This is a genomic window from Mangrovibacter plantisponsor, assembly GCF_003182475.1.
Lineage (GTDB): Bacteria > Pseudomonadota > Gammaproteobacteria > Enterobacterales > Enterobacteriaceae > Mangrovibacter > Mangrovibacter plantisponsor.
Map to the genome: position 1 here is coordinate 1 of NZ_QGTS01000009.1, position 15079 is coordinate 15079.

9 protein-coding genes, 1 tRNA gene and 2 rRNA genes are annotated in these 15079 nt (G+C 52.5%); 9 read left to right on the forward strand and 3 right to left on the reverse strand.

Annotation, left to right across the window (positions count from 1 at the left end):
* The first annotated feature begins 157 nt into the window (after positions 1 to 157).
* The 7 genes from rrf (DES37_RS15200) to aceK all read left to right on the forward strand — a co-directional run bounded on the left by rrf (DES37_RS15200) (position 158) and on the right by aceK (position 6980).
* A 5S ribosomal RNA gene (gene rrf / locus DES37_RS15200) occupies positions 158 to 273 on the forward strand.
* 36 nt (positions 274 to 309) lie between these two features.
* Positions 310 to 385, forward strand: a tRNA-Thr gene (locus DES37_RS15205).
* Between the two features lie 34 nt (positions 386 to 419).
* Positions 420 to 535 (forward strand): 5S ribosomal RNA (gene rrf, locus DES37_RS15210).
* A 385-nt stretch (positions 536 to 920) separates the two neighbouring features.
* Complete coding sequence (metA, locus tag DES37_RS15220; RefSeq protein ID WP_110026546.1) at positions 921 to 1850, forward strand: homoserine O-acetyltransferase MetA; 930 nt, start codon at positions 921 to 923, stop codon at positions 1848 to 1850.
* Positions 1851 to 2102: 252 nt separating this feature from the next.
* The gene (aceB, locus tag DES37_RS15225; RefSeq protein WP_110026548.1) at positions 2103 to 3701 is read left to right on the forward strand and encodes a malate synthase A; all 1599 of its coding nucleotides are present in this window, start codon (positions 2103 to 2105) and stop codon (positions 3699 to 3701) included.
* A gap of 102 nt (positions 3702 to 3803) precedes the next feature.
* A complete protein-coding gene (gene aceA, locus DES37_RS15230; RefSeq protein WP_110026549.1) occupies positions 3804 to 5111 on the forward strand; it encodes an isocitrate lyase in 1308 nt (435 codons plus the stop codon).
* Between the two features lie 90 nt (positions 5112 to 5201).
* Positions 5202 to 6980 (forward strand): bifunctional isocitrate dehydrogenase kinase/phosphatase, encoded by a 1779-nt coding sequence (gene aceK, locus DES37_RS15235; protein WP_110026551.1) that lies wholly within the window; start codon positions 5202 to 5204, stop codon positions 6978 to 6980.
* Here aceK and iclR read toward each other — a convergent pair.
* Entirely contained in the window at positions 6977 to 7810 is an 834-nt protein-coding gene (gene iclR, locus DES37_RS15240) for a glyoxylate bypass operon transcriptional repressor IclR (RefSeq protein WP_036102933.1), read from the reverse strand. The genes aceK and iclR overlap by 4 nt on opposite strands.
* Positions 7811 to 8007: 197 nt before the next feature.
* Between iclR and metH the strand changes: the two genes are divergently transcribed.
* Positions 8008 to 11691: a methionine synthase gene (gene metH, locus DES37_RS15245; RefSeq protein WP_245930100.1), complete on the forward strand. Its 3684-nt coding sequence runs from the start codon at positions 8008 to 8010 to the stop codon at positions 11689 to 11691.
* A gap of 130 nt (positions 11692 to 11821) precedes the next feature.
* Here metH and DES37_RS15250 read toward each other — a convergent pair whose 3' ends face one another.
* Complete coding sequence (locus DES37_RS15250; RefSeq protein WP_110026553.1) at positions 11822 to 13162, reverse strand: amidase; 1341 nt, start codon at positions 13160 to 13162, stop codon at positions 11822 to 11824.
* Between the two features lie 3 nt (positions 13163 to 13165).
* Positions 13166 to 13987 carry an MBL fold metallo-hydrolase gene (locus DES37_RS15255; RefSeq protein ID WP_110026555.1) on the reverse strand — a complete coding sequence of 274 codons (822 nt, stop codon included), beginning with the start codon at positions 13985 to 13987 and terminating at the stop codon, positions 13166 to 13168.
* Between the two features lie 81 nt (positions 13988 to 14068).
* On the opposite strand from DES37_RS15255, the gene DES37_RS15260 reads away from it, so the two are divergent.
* On the forward strand, positions 14069 to 15028 hold the full coding sequence (locus DES37_RS15260; RefSeq protein ID WP_110026557.1) for a LysR substrate-binding domain-containing protein: 960 nt from the start codon (positions 14069 to 14071) through the stop codon (positions 15026 to 15028).
* Positions 15029 to 15079: the final 51 nt, after the last annotated feature.

The window sequence follows — 15079 nt, forward strand, 5'->3', positions numbered from 1 at the left end:
GGTGTGTAAGCGCAGCGATGCGTTGAGCTAACCGGTACTAATGAACCGTGAGGCTTAACCTTACAACGCCAAAGATGTTTTGGTGTGAGAGACGAAATTTTTAGCTTGTTAACGGATAATATTCATGGCCGTGAGGCGGTGAATAAAACAGAATATGCCTGGCGGCAAGAGCGCGGTGGTCCCACCTGACCCCATGCCGAACTCAGAAGTGAAACGCCGTAGCGCCGATGGTAGTGTGGGGTCTCCCCATGCGAGAGTAGGGAACTGCCAGGCTTCAATTTAAAAACCTGCTAAAGCAGGTTTTGTTGTGCTGATATGGCTCAGTTGGTAGAGCGCACCCTTGGTAAGGGTGAGGTCCCCAGTTCGACTCTGGGTATCAGCACCAGTTATTCGGTAGAGTTCGGCAAAGAAAGAATTTGCCTGGCGGCAACAGCGCGGTGGTCCCACCTGACCCCATGCCGAACTCAGAAGTGAAACGCCGTAGCGCCGATGGTAGTGTGGGGTCTCCCCATGCGAGAGTAGGGAACTGCCAGGCTTCAATTAAGAAGAACCCTCAGCGAAAGCTGGGGGTTTTTTGCTTTATAAGCCCTTATCCAGCCCGTTATTCTGCAGCCATACACCTCCCGTCCTGCGAATACAGGCATGCTTCAGCCGCTGCCTGCCCCCTTTCTGCACGTAACCCGCACTATACTCGCCCACACCACACTCACCCGGTACACTGCACTGCATCCTTAGTAGGTATTTTACTTTTCTGATAAATGCATCAGTATATATTTTGAACACATAAGCCGTGCTACCCGCGCACAGTCGTGAAACATTTTCACCTTCTGGATGCAGACTCGACATTTTCCTCAATCCTGGTTATTGTTGGCTGTCTGGATGTCTAAACGTTTAAACGTATGCAGTGAGGATATAAGGTTATGCCAATTCGGGTGCCTGATGAGTTACCAGCAGTTAACTTCTTGCGGAATGAAAATGTATTTGTGATGACATCATCACGTGCACGAGGACAGGAAATCAGGCCACTTAAGGTTTTGATTCTTAATCTGATGCCGAAGAAGATTGAAACGGAAAACCAGTTTTTGCGTTTACTCTCCAACTCACCGCTGCAGCTGGATATCCAGTTATTACGTATCGATCACCGGGAATCCCGTAATACACCGGTAGAACACCTCAATAACTTCTATTGTGATTTTGAGGATATACGCCACGACAACTACGATGGCCTGATTGTTACCGGTGCACCTCTTGGCCTGGTAGAATTCAATGATGTGGCATACTGGCCGCAAATCAAACAGGTTCTGGAGTGGGCAAGAGAGCATGTTACCTCCACCCTGTTTGTCTGTTGGGCGGTACAGGCAGCACTTAATATCCTCTACAATATCCCGAAACAAACACGCGAAGAAAAGCTGTCTGGTGTATATGAACACCATATTCTGCAACCCCACGCTCTGCTGACGCGAGGGTTTGATGATTCATTTCTGGCACCACACTCACGCTATGCCGACTTCCCGGCATCAATGATTCGTGACTATACCGACCTGGATATTTTTGCCGAATCTGAAGGTGGCGATGCTTACCTGTTTGCCAGCCGTGATAAGCGCCTTGCATTTGTTACCGGCCACCCAGAATACGATGCCGCGACACTGGCAAACGAATATTTTCGTGACATTGACGCCGGGATCGCGCCGGTAATACCGCACAACTATTTCCCCAACAACGATCCACAAAATAAACCCCGCGCTACCTGGCGTAGCCACGGTAATCTGTTGATCACCAACTGGCTGAACTACTTCGTTTACCAGATCACGCCATACGATCTGAGCCATATGAATCCAACGCTCGATTAACTAAAGCGTTTCAGCATGTTATCAGGCACCTTCGGGTGCCTTTTTTATTTATGAAATTCACTTCCTGCAAATAAATAAATTTAATTCATTATTAAACAATGATTTAAATGAAAATAAAATCAAAAATGGAAATTGTTTTTGATTTTATGTAAAACTGGATTAGGCTTATTCTTGCTGGGTGAAAAGTACACAACAGTGCTTCTCACCCTTCATGGGAGCGCGTTGGCAAGGCAAAATCCGGAGGACAGTGACATGACACAACCAACGATAACAGAAGAAATTATTTTTAATCAGCAATTTACTGAAAAGGAAAGACAGGTATTAACGCCAGATGCCGTGGCCTTTCTCAACGATCTGGTGAGTACATTCACGGATCAACGTAATGATTTGCTGGCTGAGCGGGTTAAAGTTCAGCAGGAAATTGATAACGGAAAGCTGCCTGGTTTTATTTCGGAAACTGCTTCCATAAGAAATTCTGACTGGGTAATCCGTGGAATTCCGGCAGATTTGCAGGACCGCCGTGTAGAAATTACCGGCCCCGTTGAACGCAAAATGGTGATCAACGCACTCAATGCCAATGTCAAAGTCTTTATGGCAGACTTCGAAGACTCACTGGCGCCCTCCTGGGAAAAAGTTATCGAAGGGCAAATCAACCTGCGTGATGCTATCAATGGCACAATCACCTGGACCAATGAGAATGGCAAAATCTACCAACTTAAGCCCGACCCGGCGGTACTGATTTGCCGGGTCAGAGGCCTGCACTTGCCAGAAAAACATGTCACCTGGCGCGGCGAAGCGATTCCGGGCAGCCTGTTCGATTTTGCGCTCTACTTTTTCCACAACGCCGAAACGTTGCTGGCGAAAGGTAGTGGGCCTTATTTCTACCTGCCAAAAACTCAAAGCTGGCAGGAAGCGGCCTGGTGGAGCGAAGTATTCAGTTATACGGAAGACCGCTTCTCACTGCCGCGCGGCACCATTAAAGCCACATTGCTGATTGAAACGCTTCCGGCTGTTTTCCAGATGGATGAAATTCTCCATGCGATGCGTGACCACATTGTTGGCCTGAACTGTGGCCGTTGGGACTACATTTTCAGTTATATCAAAACCCTGAAAAACCACCCGGACCGCGTGTTGCCAGACCGCCAAAGCGTCACGATGGATAAACCATTCCTGAGTGCCTATTCCCGCCTGCTCATTAAAACCTGCCACCGGCGCGGCGCTTTTGCCATGGGCGGCATGGCGGCATTTATTCCCAGTAAAGACAGCGAACGCAACAACTGGGTGTTGAACAAAGTCAAAGCAGACAAAGAGATGGAAGCCACCAACGGGCATGATGGCACCTGGATTGCTCACCCGGGCCTGGCAGACACCGTTATGGCGGTCTTTGACAACGTGCTGGGTGGCAACCGCAACCAGCTCGCTATCACCCGCGAACAGGACGAACCCATTACCGCAGAACAACTGCTCGAGCCCTGCCCGGGAGCACGTACCGAAGAAGGAATGCGCGCCAATATTCGCGTAGCTGTGCAGTACATTGAAGCCTGGATCTCCGGCAACGGTTGCGTCCCGATTTATGGCCTGATGGAAGATGCAGCAACGGCAGAAATTTCCCGTACCTCAATTTGGCAGTGGATTCACCATGAGAAAACCCTGAGCACCGGCCAGCCCGTAACCAAAGACCTGTTCCGCCAGATGCTTGCCGAAGAGATGTTAGTGATTCAGGAAGAACTGGGTGACCAGCGCTTCTCACAAGGGCGCTTTGATGAAGCCGCCCGGCTGATGGAACAAATCACCACATCAGATGAGCTGATCGACTTCCTGACGTTGCCAGGCTACCGCTTACTGGCCTGACAGCCCCTGAATTGCTGGCGGCGAACAAACCTAATGAGGCGAAATCGCTGTAACAAATTGCACCTGGTTTGCCAGGTAAACAAGACAAATGGAGCACTGCAAATGACCCTTACCCGTACTCAACAAATCAAACAATTAGAACAAGAATGGCAACAACCGCGCTGGGAAGGCATCCGCCGCCCTTATAGTGCTGAAGACGTAGTGAAACTGCGTGGTTCCGTGAATCCGGAATGCACCCTGGCACAACTGGGAGCGGCGAAACTGTGGCGTCTGCTTAATGGCGAATCCAAAAAAGGGTATGTAAACAGCCTGGGCGCACTGACTGGTGGCCAGGCATTACAACAGGCCAAAGCGGGTATTGAAGCGGTTTATCTTTCCGGCTGGCAGGTAGCCGCCGATGCCAACCTGGCTTCCAGCATGTATCCGGACCAGTCGCTCTACCCGGCGAACTCGGTGCCATCGGTAGTTGATCGTATCAACAACACCTTCCGCCGTGCCGATCAAATTCAGTGGTCTGCGGGTATCGATCCGGAAGATCCACGTTATATCGATTACTTCCTGCCGATCGTTGCGGATGCCGAAGCGGGGTTTGGTGGCGTACTTAACGCCTTTGAACTGATGAAGTCGATGATTACCGCAGGGGCGGGGGCTGTTCACTTTGAAGACCAGCTGGCCTCGGTGAAAAAATGCGGCCATATGGGTGGCAAAGTGCTGGTGCCTACCCAGGAAGCCGTACAAAAATTAGTTGCGGCTCGCCTGGCTGCAGATGTAATGGGCGTGCCCACTCTGCTGGTTGCTCGTACAGATGCCGATGCCGCCGATTTGCTCACCTCAGATTGTGACCCATACGACCAGGCGTTTATTACTGGCGAACGCACCAGCGAAGGGTTCTATCGCACCCTGGCTGGGGTGGAACAGGCTATCAGCCGTGGCCTGGCTTATGCGCCGTATGCCGACCTGGTGTGGTGCGAAACTTCTACGCCAGACCTGGAGCAGGCACGCCGTTTTGCCGATGCCATTCACGCACAATTCCCCGGCAAGTTACTCGCCTACAACTGTTCGCCTTCCTTCAACTGGAAAAAGAACCTGGACGACAACACAATTGCCCGCTTCCAGGAAGAGTTGAGCGCCATGGGGTACAAGTTCCAGTTCATTACCCTGGCGGGGATCCACAGCATGTGGTTCAACATGTTTGACCTTGCCCATGCCTATGCTCAGGGCGAAGGCATGAAACATTACGTGGAAAAAGTACAGCAACCTGAATTTGCCGCAGGCAAAGAAGGTTACACCTTTGTGTCGCACCAACAAGAAGTGGGCACCGGCTATTTCGATAAAGTAACCAACATTATTCAGGGTGGTGCATCGTCGGTGACCGCACTGACTGGCTCAACGGAAGAAGCACAGTTCTGATTTCCCGTCACTTCCTCCGGGAATCGGTGCGGGTGGGCAGGATGCTCACCCGCATTTCTCTTTGTGCGTTATTTTTATCAGGAGATACTTATGTCTCGTGGGCTGGAATTGCTGATAGCACAGACCATTTTGCAAGGTTTTGACGCGCAATATGGCCGTTTTCTTGAAGTGACCTCCGGGGCACAGCAGCGCTTTGAACAGGCCGACTGGCAGGCGGTTCAACAGGCGATGAAACAGCGAATTAACTTATACGACCACCATGTCGGACTGGTGGTAGAGCAGTTACGCTGCATTACTGAAGGCAAAGCCACAGACAGCGCATTTCTGTTGCGGGTAAAAAAAGAGTACACCGCATTGTTGCCAGACTACCCACGGTTTGAAATAGCTGAAAGCTTCTTTAACTCTGTTTACTGCCGCCTGTTCGAGCACCGTTCTCTCACGCCTGATCGCCTGTTTATTTTCAGCTCCCAGCCACCACAACGTTTTCGGCCAAATCCACGCCCACTGGCGAAACAGTGCATTCCCCATCATGGCTGGCAGGCACTGCTCACCACCTTATTAACTGACTTACCTTTACGCCTGCCCTGGCAAAACTTGCCACGGGATGTGGGCTACATTCTGCGTCACTTGCGGGAAACATTAGGGGAAGAGGTGCTGGCAGGGTGCTCGCTGGATGTCGCGACAGAACTGTTTTACCGCAATAAAGCCGCGTGGCTGGTGGCAAAACTGGTACAACCCGGTGGGGATATCTTGCCATTTCTATTACCCATACACCGCACACCAGACGGGCAACTGGTCATTGATACCTGCCTGACCAACCCGGGCGATGCCAGTATTGTTTTTGGCTTCGCACGTTCCTATTTCATGGTTTATGCACCACTGCCTGCGGCGTTAGTCGAGTGGCTGCGCGGCATTTTGCCGGGCAAAACCACGGCTGAACTCTATATGGCGATAGGCTGCCAGAAACACGGTAAAACAGAAAGCTACCGCGAATACCTGGAGTATGTGAACCACACCAGCGAGCAGTTTATCGAGGCTCCGGGTGTGCGAGGAATGGTGATGCTGGTGTTCACCTTACCGGGGTTTGACCGGGTGTTTAAAGTGATTAAAGACCAGTTTGCTCCCCAGAAAGAGGTGAATGAAGAGCGGGTACGCGCCTGCTACCAACTGGTAAAGGAGCATGACAGAGTCGGGCGCATGGCCGATACCCAGGCCTTTGAAAATTTCGTTATCGATAAACGCCAGATAAGCCCGGCGTTATTACAATTACTGCGGGAAGAAGCCCCCAAAAAAATTACCGAAGAGGGGAACAACATCATCCTGGAGCATCTGTATATTGAACGCCGTATGGTGCCGCTGAATATCTGGCTGGAACAAGTGGAAGGCCAGGCGCTGCGGGATGCAATAGAAGAGTACGGTAACGCGATTCGCCAACTGGCTGCCGCGAATATTTTCCCCGGCGATATGCTGTTTAAAAACTTCGGCGTCACCCGCCACGGGCGCGTCGTGTTTTATGACTACGACGAAATTTGCTACATGACCGAAGTGAATTTCCGGGATATTCCCCCGGCCCGTTATCCGGAAGATGAACTGTCAGGTGAGCCCTGGTATAGCGTTTCTCCGGGGGATGTTTTCCCGGAGGAATTCCGCCACTGGTTATGTGTTGACCCGCGCATTGGGCCATTGTTTGATGAAATGCACGGGGATTTATTCAGGGCTGAATACTGGCGCACCCTGCAGGCGCGCATCCGCTCAGGCCATGTGGAAGATGTCTATGCTTACCGGCGTAAACAGCGCTTTAACCAGCGCTATGGCGATGCACTGGAAAGCCCGCACACACCGCCACGAAAAAATGAAAGGGCAGCCTAGCGCTGCCCGCCCCACGCCAGTGTCAGCTCGCGCGTGGCTTTAATCACCATTGCGCCTAACTCAGTGACGCGGTCATCGGTAATCCGGGATATCGGGCCGGAAATCGAAATCGCGGCAAACGGCTCTTTGTGTTCATCATACAGGCAGGAGGCTATGCAACGCAGGCCCAGCGCATGCTCTTCGTCATCGAACGAGTAACCACGCTTGCGGATTTGCAGCAGGTCCTCTTTCAGCAGTACCGGGGATGTCAGTGTCGCGGGTGTATAGGCATGCAGCCCCTGGCGGTGCAGTAACCCGGAAACCTGGTCTTCATTTAAATTAGCCAGGAACGCCTTACCTGCGCCGGAAGCATGCATCGGCAGTTTCCCACCAATAGGGGCCGACATCCGCATTAACTGCGTGCACTGTACCTGGTCAATAATAATGGCCTGGTGGTCGCTCATATCCAGCACAGCCAGGTTAACGGTTTCTCCGGAGGCTTCCATCAGCTTGCGCAGTTCCGGGTGAACAATGGCCAGCAGGTTGCGGCTCTGCAAAAAACTGCTGCCAACAATAAACGCATGTGCGCCAATCGCCCAGTGCCCTAATTCACCTACCTGGCGAACAAAACCCTGTTGTTGTAATGTAGTTAGCAGGCGGTGCGTGGTGGAGTTCGGCAAACCAGCCTGCTGAGCCAGCTCTGTCAGCGCCACATTGCTTCCTGACTCCGCTATCCACTCCAGCAGTTTTAAACCGCGCGTAAGGGACTGCACCTGGCCGGTTGCTGGAGCGGGAGCTGCCGCTGCAGAACGGGGTTTTTTCCCGCGTTTTGCCGGAACCGCTGTTGCCATGATGGCCTCCTGTTTCTGTATCGTGGAAATTGTTTTCGTTTTATTTAACGATAATGCAACTGAAAAAAAACTGCCAGATATTATCAACCTGAACATGTCTCATGTCTGGCTACTTTTCCCCTGACACAACTTGTGCCAGTATGGTCTGCTGGTCTTTTCGCCAGCAGCACCGCGTTAATCAGAAGTTGGGAGTCAGAGTGAGCAAGCAGGTCGAAACACTTCATCAGGCGTTAGAAAAACGCATTCTTATCCTGGATGGTGGTATGGGTACCATGATCCAGAGCCACCGTCTGGAAGAACAGGATTACCGGGGCGAGCGCTTTGCCGACTGGCCCTGCGATGTCAAAGGCAACAACGACCTGCTGGTATTGAGCCGCCCGGCGCTGATTGCTGATATCCACAACGCGTATTTTGCTGCGGGCGCAGATATTGTTGAAACCAATACCTTCAACTCCACGACCATTGCGATGGCCGATTACCAGATGGAGTCCCTTTCGGCAGAAATTAACTATGAGGCGGCTCGCCTGGCTCGCCAGTGTGCTGATGAGTGGACAGCCCGCACACCAGAAAAACCGCGCTATGTCGCCGGGGTGCTTGGCCCGACAAACCGTACCGCGTCTATCTCGCCTGATGTTAACGACCCGGCTTTTCGTAATATCACCTTTAATCAGCTGGTGGACGCCTACCGTGAATCTACCCGGGCGCTGGTTAACGGCGGTGCAGACCTGATTCTGGTTGAAACCATCTTCGATACGCTGAATGCGAAAGCCGCGATTTATGCCGTAGAAACCGAGTTTGAAGCGCTGGGCGTTGAATTGCCCATCATGATTTCCGGCACGATTACCGATGCCTCGGGCCGTACTTTATCAGGCCAGACGACCGAAGCATTTTACAATGCCCTGCGCCATGCTTCACCGCTCTCTTTTGGCCTGAACTGCGCCCTGGGGCCGGATGAACTTCGCCAGTATGTCGCTGAGTTATCCCGTATTGCAGAATGTTATGTCACCGCACACCCGAATGCCGGGTTGCCCAATGCGTTTGGTGAATATGATTTAGATGCCGCTGAAATGGCTCGCCAGATAAAAGAGTGGGCACAGGCTGGTTTCCTCAACATTGTTGGGGGTTGCTGCGGTACCACACCTGAACATATTGCGGCCATGCATGAAGCCGTTTCAGGTATTGCGCCGCGTAAGCGCCCGTCGCTGCCGGTAAACTGCCGGTTATCCGGCCTTGAGCCGCTTAATATTGGCCCGGAAACCTTGTTTGTGAACGTGGGTGAGCGCACCAACGTCACCGGGTCCGCTAAATTCAAACGGCTTATCAAAGAAGAGAAATACGGTGAAGCACTGGATGTTGCGCGCCAGCAAGTAGAAAACGGCGCACAAATCATCGACATCAACATGGACGAAGGCATGCTGGATGCCGAAGCGGCCATGGTGCGCTTCCTGAACCTGATTGCCGGTGAGCCCGATATTGCCCGGGTACCTATCATGATTGACTCATCCAAATGGTCAGTTATTGAAAAAGGCCTGCAATGCATTCAGGGCAAAGGCATTGTCAACTCTATCTCCATGAAAGAAGGCGTGGACATCTTCATTGAACACGCCCGCCAGGTACGCCGTTACGGTGCGGCTATGGTGGTGATGGCCTTTGATGAAACCGGCCAGGCCGATACCCGCGAACGTAAGATTGAAATTTGCCGCCGGGCTTACCAAATCCTCACTGAGCAGGTAGGGTTCCCGCCGGAAGACATTATTTTCGACCCGAATATTTTTGCCGTTGCCACCGGGATTGAAGAGCACAATAACTATGCACTGGATTTTATCGGTGCCTGTGAAGACATTAAACGCGAATTGCCTCATGCCCTGATCTCTGGCGGTGTTTCCAACGTTTCGTTCTCTTTCCGTGGCAACGACCCGGTGCGTGAAGCTATTCACGCCGTGTTCCTCTATTACGCTATTCGTAACGGCATGGACATGGGGATTGTGAATGCCGGGCAACTGGCAATTTACGACGATCTCCCTGCTGAACTGCGTGACGCCGTAGAAGATGTGGTACTGAACCGGCGCGACGACAGCACCGAGCGTTTACTGGAATTAGCCGAAAAATACCGTGGCAGTAAAACCGATGACAGCGCCAATGCCCAACAGGCTGAGTGGCGCAGTTGGGAAGTGGTGAAACGCCTGGAATACGCCCTGGTCAAAGGCATTACCGAGTTTATTGAGCAGGATACCGAAGAAGCACGCCAGAATGCCGACCGGCCTATTGAAGTTATTGAAGGCCCGTTAATGTCTGGCATGAATGTGGTGGGTGACTTATTTGGTGAAGGCAAAATGTTCCTGCCGCAGGTGGTGAAATCTGCCCGGGTAATGAAACAGGCTGTCGCCTATCTTGAACCTTTCATTCAGGCCAGCAAACAGGCCGGTACCAGTAACGGGAAAATCGTTCTCGCAACGGTTAAAGGTGATGTGCACGATATCGGTAAAAATATCGTTGGTGTGGTGTTGCAGTGTAATAACTACGAAATCATCGATTTAGGCGTAATGGTGCCGACAGAAAAAATTCTGAAAACAGCACGCGAACAGAATGCCGATATTGTTGGTTTATCCGGGCTGATAACCCCGTCACTGGATGAAATGGTGAATGTAGCGAAAGAGATGGAACGCCAGGGGTTCACCATCCCGCTGCTAATTGGCGGCGCGACAACATCCAAAGCGCACACTGCGGTTAAAATTGAGCAAAACTACAGTGGGCCAACAGTCTATGTGCAGAACGCATCGCGCACTGTTGGGGTGGTTTCATCACTGCTTTCCGCCACCCAGTATGGCGACTTTGTGGCCCGGGTGCGTAAAGAGTACGAAACTGTGCGTATCCAGCATGGCCGCAAAAAGCCACGCACACCGCCGGTGACCCTGGCAGCAGCCCGGGAAAACGACCTCGCATTTGACTGGGAATTGTATACACCACCAGTTGCTCACCGTCTGGGGGTTCAGCCTGTCAGCGTGGGTATCGACACGCTGCGTAACTATATCGACTGGACGCCTTTCTTCATGACCTGGTCGCTGGCCGGTAAATATCCCCGCATTCTGGAAGATGAAGTGGTGGGCGAGGAAGCGCAGCGCTTGTTTAAAGATGCCAACGACATGCTGGATAAGCTGGTGGCAGATAAGTCCCTGACACCACGTGGTGTAGTTGGCCTGTTCCCGGCAAACCGGGTTGGGGACGACATTGAAATCTATACCGATGAAAGCCGCTCCTCAGTAAAAGTAGTCAGCCACCATTTGCGCCAGCAAACAGAAAAAACCGGTTTCGCCAACTATTGCCTGGCAGACTTTGTGGCACCGAAATCCAGTGGTAAAGCAGATTACCTGGGCGCTTTCGCTGTAACCGGCGGGCTGGAAGAAGATGCACTGGCCGCGGCCTTTGATGCTCAGCATGATGACTACAACAAAATCATGGTGAAAGCGGTATCTGACCGCCTGGCGGAAGCCTTTGCCGAATATCTCCATGAACGCGTGCGCAAAGTGTACTGGGGTTATGCACCGGAAGAGAACCTGAGTAACGAAGAGTTAATTCGGGAAAACTACCGCGGTATTCGCCCGGCACCGGGTTACCCTGCCTGCCCGGAGCATACTGAGAAAGCCGCTATCTGGGAACTCCTGGATGTTGAAACCCACACTGGAATGAAACTCACAGAATCTTACGCCATGTGGCCGGGAGCTTCTGTTTCAGGCTGGTATTTCAGCCACCCGGACAGCAAGTATTTTGCTGTTGCCCAAATTCAGCGTGACCAGGTGGAAGATTATGCCCGGCGTAAAAATATGTCTGTTGAAGAAGTTGAGCGCTGGCTGGCCCCGAACTTAGGTTACGATGCAGATTAGTATTGCCGAGTAATTAAACCGGCTATTCCGAATTAAAGCGAGTGGTATGTTGCATACTGCTCGCTTTATTTTTTGCATCATTCCCGGTGCTCAATATTCATGAACCGTTACACCAAAGCTTCGGCTGTTTTCAGATGTGGCCTGTGGCCCGCTCAATCTCTTCTGCTGCCTGTAACAACAAATCTTCACGCCCTCTTAGGGCCAGCAGCTCTACACCTATTGGGTAGCCACCAGTGCTCAGGCCAGCCGGAAGGCTGATTGCTGGTGCACCGGTCACCGCAGAGATCAACGCGTTGCTACCTTCCTGGTGTTCACCCAGCCTGACAGGCGGGTGCCGCACTACAGGAAACGCCAGTAAGTTAATCTGTTGGTGGGTAAAAAATTGCTCCAGTTGTTGGTAAAGTGCTTCCTGGCGCTGTTGCACTTGCGGGTAAGAATCGCTGTCTGTGCCTGGGTGCTGTGCACGGGTTTTCAGTACCGTTTCCAGTTGCGGGTGGTACCGGCCCGAGGCCGCTATTTCGGGGAGCGTGTGGTACTTCGCCTGGGGTTTATCGGCCAGCCAGCCTGCCAGTGCATCAGCAAATTCCCAGGCAATAATATTCGCTTCTGCGGCCAGGCTTGCCAATTGTGGCCAGCTCACATCCTGTGGCATAAACGGGGCCAGAGCTTTACGCACACACTGGTTTATTTCTGTTTCCTGTGGCGCAAAACCTTCCTGCCAGAAGCCAATCCGCAAAGGTTCATTAGGTTCTGCAAACACCTTGCCACTCAGTATTTCGGTTGCCAGGCGTAAATCTTGCGCTGAACGAGCCAGCGGCCCGGGGATATCCTGAGTTGGCGACAGTGGCACGATACCCTGCGTGCTCAGTGCTCCTCGTGTCATACGCAGCCCCGGCAGGCCATTAAATGCCGCAGGAATACGCACCGAACCCGCAGTGTCCGTACCTATTGCCAGGGGGACATAGCCTGCGGCAACAGCCACGGCAGAACCGCTACTGGAGCCACCTGGCGATAACCCTTCAACCCACGCGTTATGGGTGAATCCACTCAGCGAAGAGGCTCCGGTTATTCCGGCGGCCAGCTCATGCATAGCGGTTTTACCTATTAAAATCGCGCCTTCATTACGCAATGTTTGTACCAGTGGCGCGTCCTGTATGGCGATGACTTCACGCAGCACCACGGAACCTGCACTGGTGGGCCAGCCTTTTACTTCAATATTATCTTTGATAAGCACCGGAATACCGGCCAGGCGGCCTGTATGCCCACCGTGCTGCCGCCGCCTGTCACTTTCCTGTGCCGCAGCCAGGGCTTCATCAGCGAATAACCAGGTGATGGCGTTATAACGTGATTTGTCCGCCTCAGTAATGCGCCTGAGTGCAAATTCTGCCAGTTCAACGGCGGTCACCGTTTTTTCTGCCAGTGCTTGTTGTAACTCGCTGAGTGACGCAGCCAGGTAGTCAGTGTACTGCATGAATTACACCTCCAAAGGTAGCCATTGCCGGCCAGGTGTTACGCGCCCACATGAACTGCCGGCAAAGTGTGAACTGAACCAGATTGCCTGATGTTCTGCGCACCAGTCTATAACACGTTGGCGTGAGGCAATGGCTTGCGGGAGATCTTCACAAAACCGGGAGTTCCAGTGAGTGTGCTGAAACTGAATGGGGTGGTGCATAACATCACCGGCAAAAATCGCGTGTTCACCGGCACTTTCCAGCACAATGGATGCATGATCCACACTGTGGCCCGGCGTTGAGGTATAACGCAGTACCCCGGCAAACAGCGTATCTTCGCGTACATCCACGGCATCCAGTTGGTCACTCTCCAGCAGGGGCAGAATGCTGTCGTGGTACAACGCCTGAGTTGCCGGGTTGTTCTGCACATGTGCCAGCTCAGTTGCAGAGCAAACATAACGTGCATTGGGGAACCCTGGCTGCCATTTCCCGTCTTGCAGGTGGGTATTCCAGCCAACATGGTCGGTGTGCACATGGGTCATCATCACCAGCGTTACTTCTTCCGGAGTGATACCGGTTTGTGTCAGGTTGTCCAGGTAAGGTGTTTGCAACTGGTGGAACAGTGGGTTGTTATTCCGGTCGCGCCCGTTTCCCGTTGCGGTATCAACCACAACGGTATGGTTGCCACTACGCACCAGCCAGCTGTGAATGGAAATATCCGCAGGCTGTTGTGCTAACTGGTTACTCATCTCGCCACTGTGTGCCGCAAACAACGTAGCGAAAGGAAACGCCGCCGTCTGTTCTGTGACTTTTTGAATCACACAGTTACCAATTCGGATAGTCATAACAGGCTCCTTACTTTATGGTGAAAACCAGAGCGCCTGACTATACTTTCCTGAATATAATTAATTAAATTGATTAAATTTATGGAAAGCATCAATGAAAGTGATTTTTCGCGTATTGACCTGAATTTACTGGTTGTTTTGCTGGTGATGTACCGGGTGCGCAGCGTTACTCAGGCGGCCAACCAGCTGTATTTAGGCCAGCCCGCGGTGAGTGCGGCACTAAAAAGATTGCGGGACATGTTTAATGACCCGCTGTTTGTGCGCACCTCACAGGGAATGTCTCCCACACCACGGGCCGAACACCTGGTTAAGCAGTTTGCGCCGCTGATGCAGGGTCTGCACCGCACTATCTTCACGCCAGAACACTTTGACCCGGCGAGTGATGCGCGCAGCTTTACCATTGGCATGAGCGACTGGGTAGAGCACTGGTTAATGCCAGAACTTGTGGCGGAGCTATCGGCCTGCGCACCCCATATTACTATTAAAGTAGTGGCAACTGACCCCTGGCAGGCGGTGCCATTAATGGAGCAGCAACAGGCAGACCTGGCGGTAACGGTGGGTAATGAAACCAGCAGGGATCTCACCCGTGAGAACATCGCCTGCGCCGGTTTTTCTACCCTGTGGGATTACCGGCAAATTCCCTGCCATGCGCCGTTAACGCTGGACACCTTTCTGCGTTATGAGCATGTGCTGGTGTCGTACCGTGGCGCCAGTGAAAGTGCGCTGGATAGCGAACTACAACAACGGAGCCGGGCGCGCCGTGTACGTTACGTCACGCCAAATTTTTCTGCACTACCGTTGTTGCTGCGCCGTTTGCCGCTGTTCGCCACAGTCCCACAAGGGCTGGTTCATTCATGGTGTGAGTTATATGGCCTGCAGGCGGCTCCGGTACCAGTAAACATGCCGGATTATATGTTGTCGCTGTTGTGGCATAACGCCCACAACGAAGACCCGGCCAGCCGCTGGCTGCGCACAACGGTGTGCGAATGCATTACCAGTAAACTCGCGGCACAGAGCGCTCGAGTCACCAGGCCTGGTTAGCTGGCCTGCGGGGGAGGGCAAAGCCAGGCATGTCTGCCCATGCTTTTGCCC

Excerpts from the sequence above, each read along its gene's own strand:
- metA (WP_110026546.1), top strand. The coding sequence starts at position 921 with ATGCCAATTCGGGTGCCTGATGAGTTACCAGCAGTTAACTTCTTGCGG.
- aceB (WP_110026548.1), top strand. The coding sequence starts at position 2,103 with ATGACACAACCAACGATAACAGAAGAAATTATTTTTAATCAGCAATTT.
- aceA (WP_110026549.1), top strand. The coding sequence starts at position 3,804 with ATGACCCTTACCCGTACTCAACAAATCAAACAATTAGAACAAGAATGG.
- aceK (WP_110026551.1), top strand. The coding sequence starts at position 5,202 with ATGTCTCGTGGGCTGGAATTGCTGATAGCACAGACCATTTTGCAAGGT.
- iclR (WP_036102933.1), bottom strand. The coding sequence starts at position 7,810 with ATGGCAACAGCGGTTCCGGCAAAACGCGGGAAAAAACCCCGTTCTGCA.
- DES37_RS15250 (WP_110026553.1), bottom strand. The coding sequence starts at position 13,162 with ATGCAGTACACTGACTACCTGGCTGCGTCACTCAGCGAGTTACAACAA.
- DES37_RS15255 (WP_110026555.1), bottom strand. The coding sequence starts at position 13,987 with ATGACTATCCGAATTGGTAACTGTGTGATTCAAAAAGTCACAGAACAG.
- DES37_RS15260 (WP_110026557.1), top strand. The coding sequence starts at position 14,069 with ATGGAAAGCATCAATGAAAGTGATTTTTCGCGTATTGACCTGAATTTA.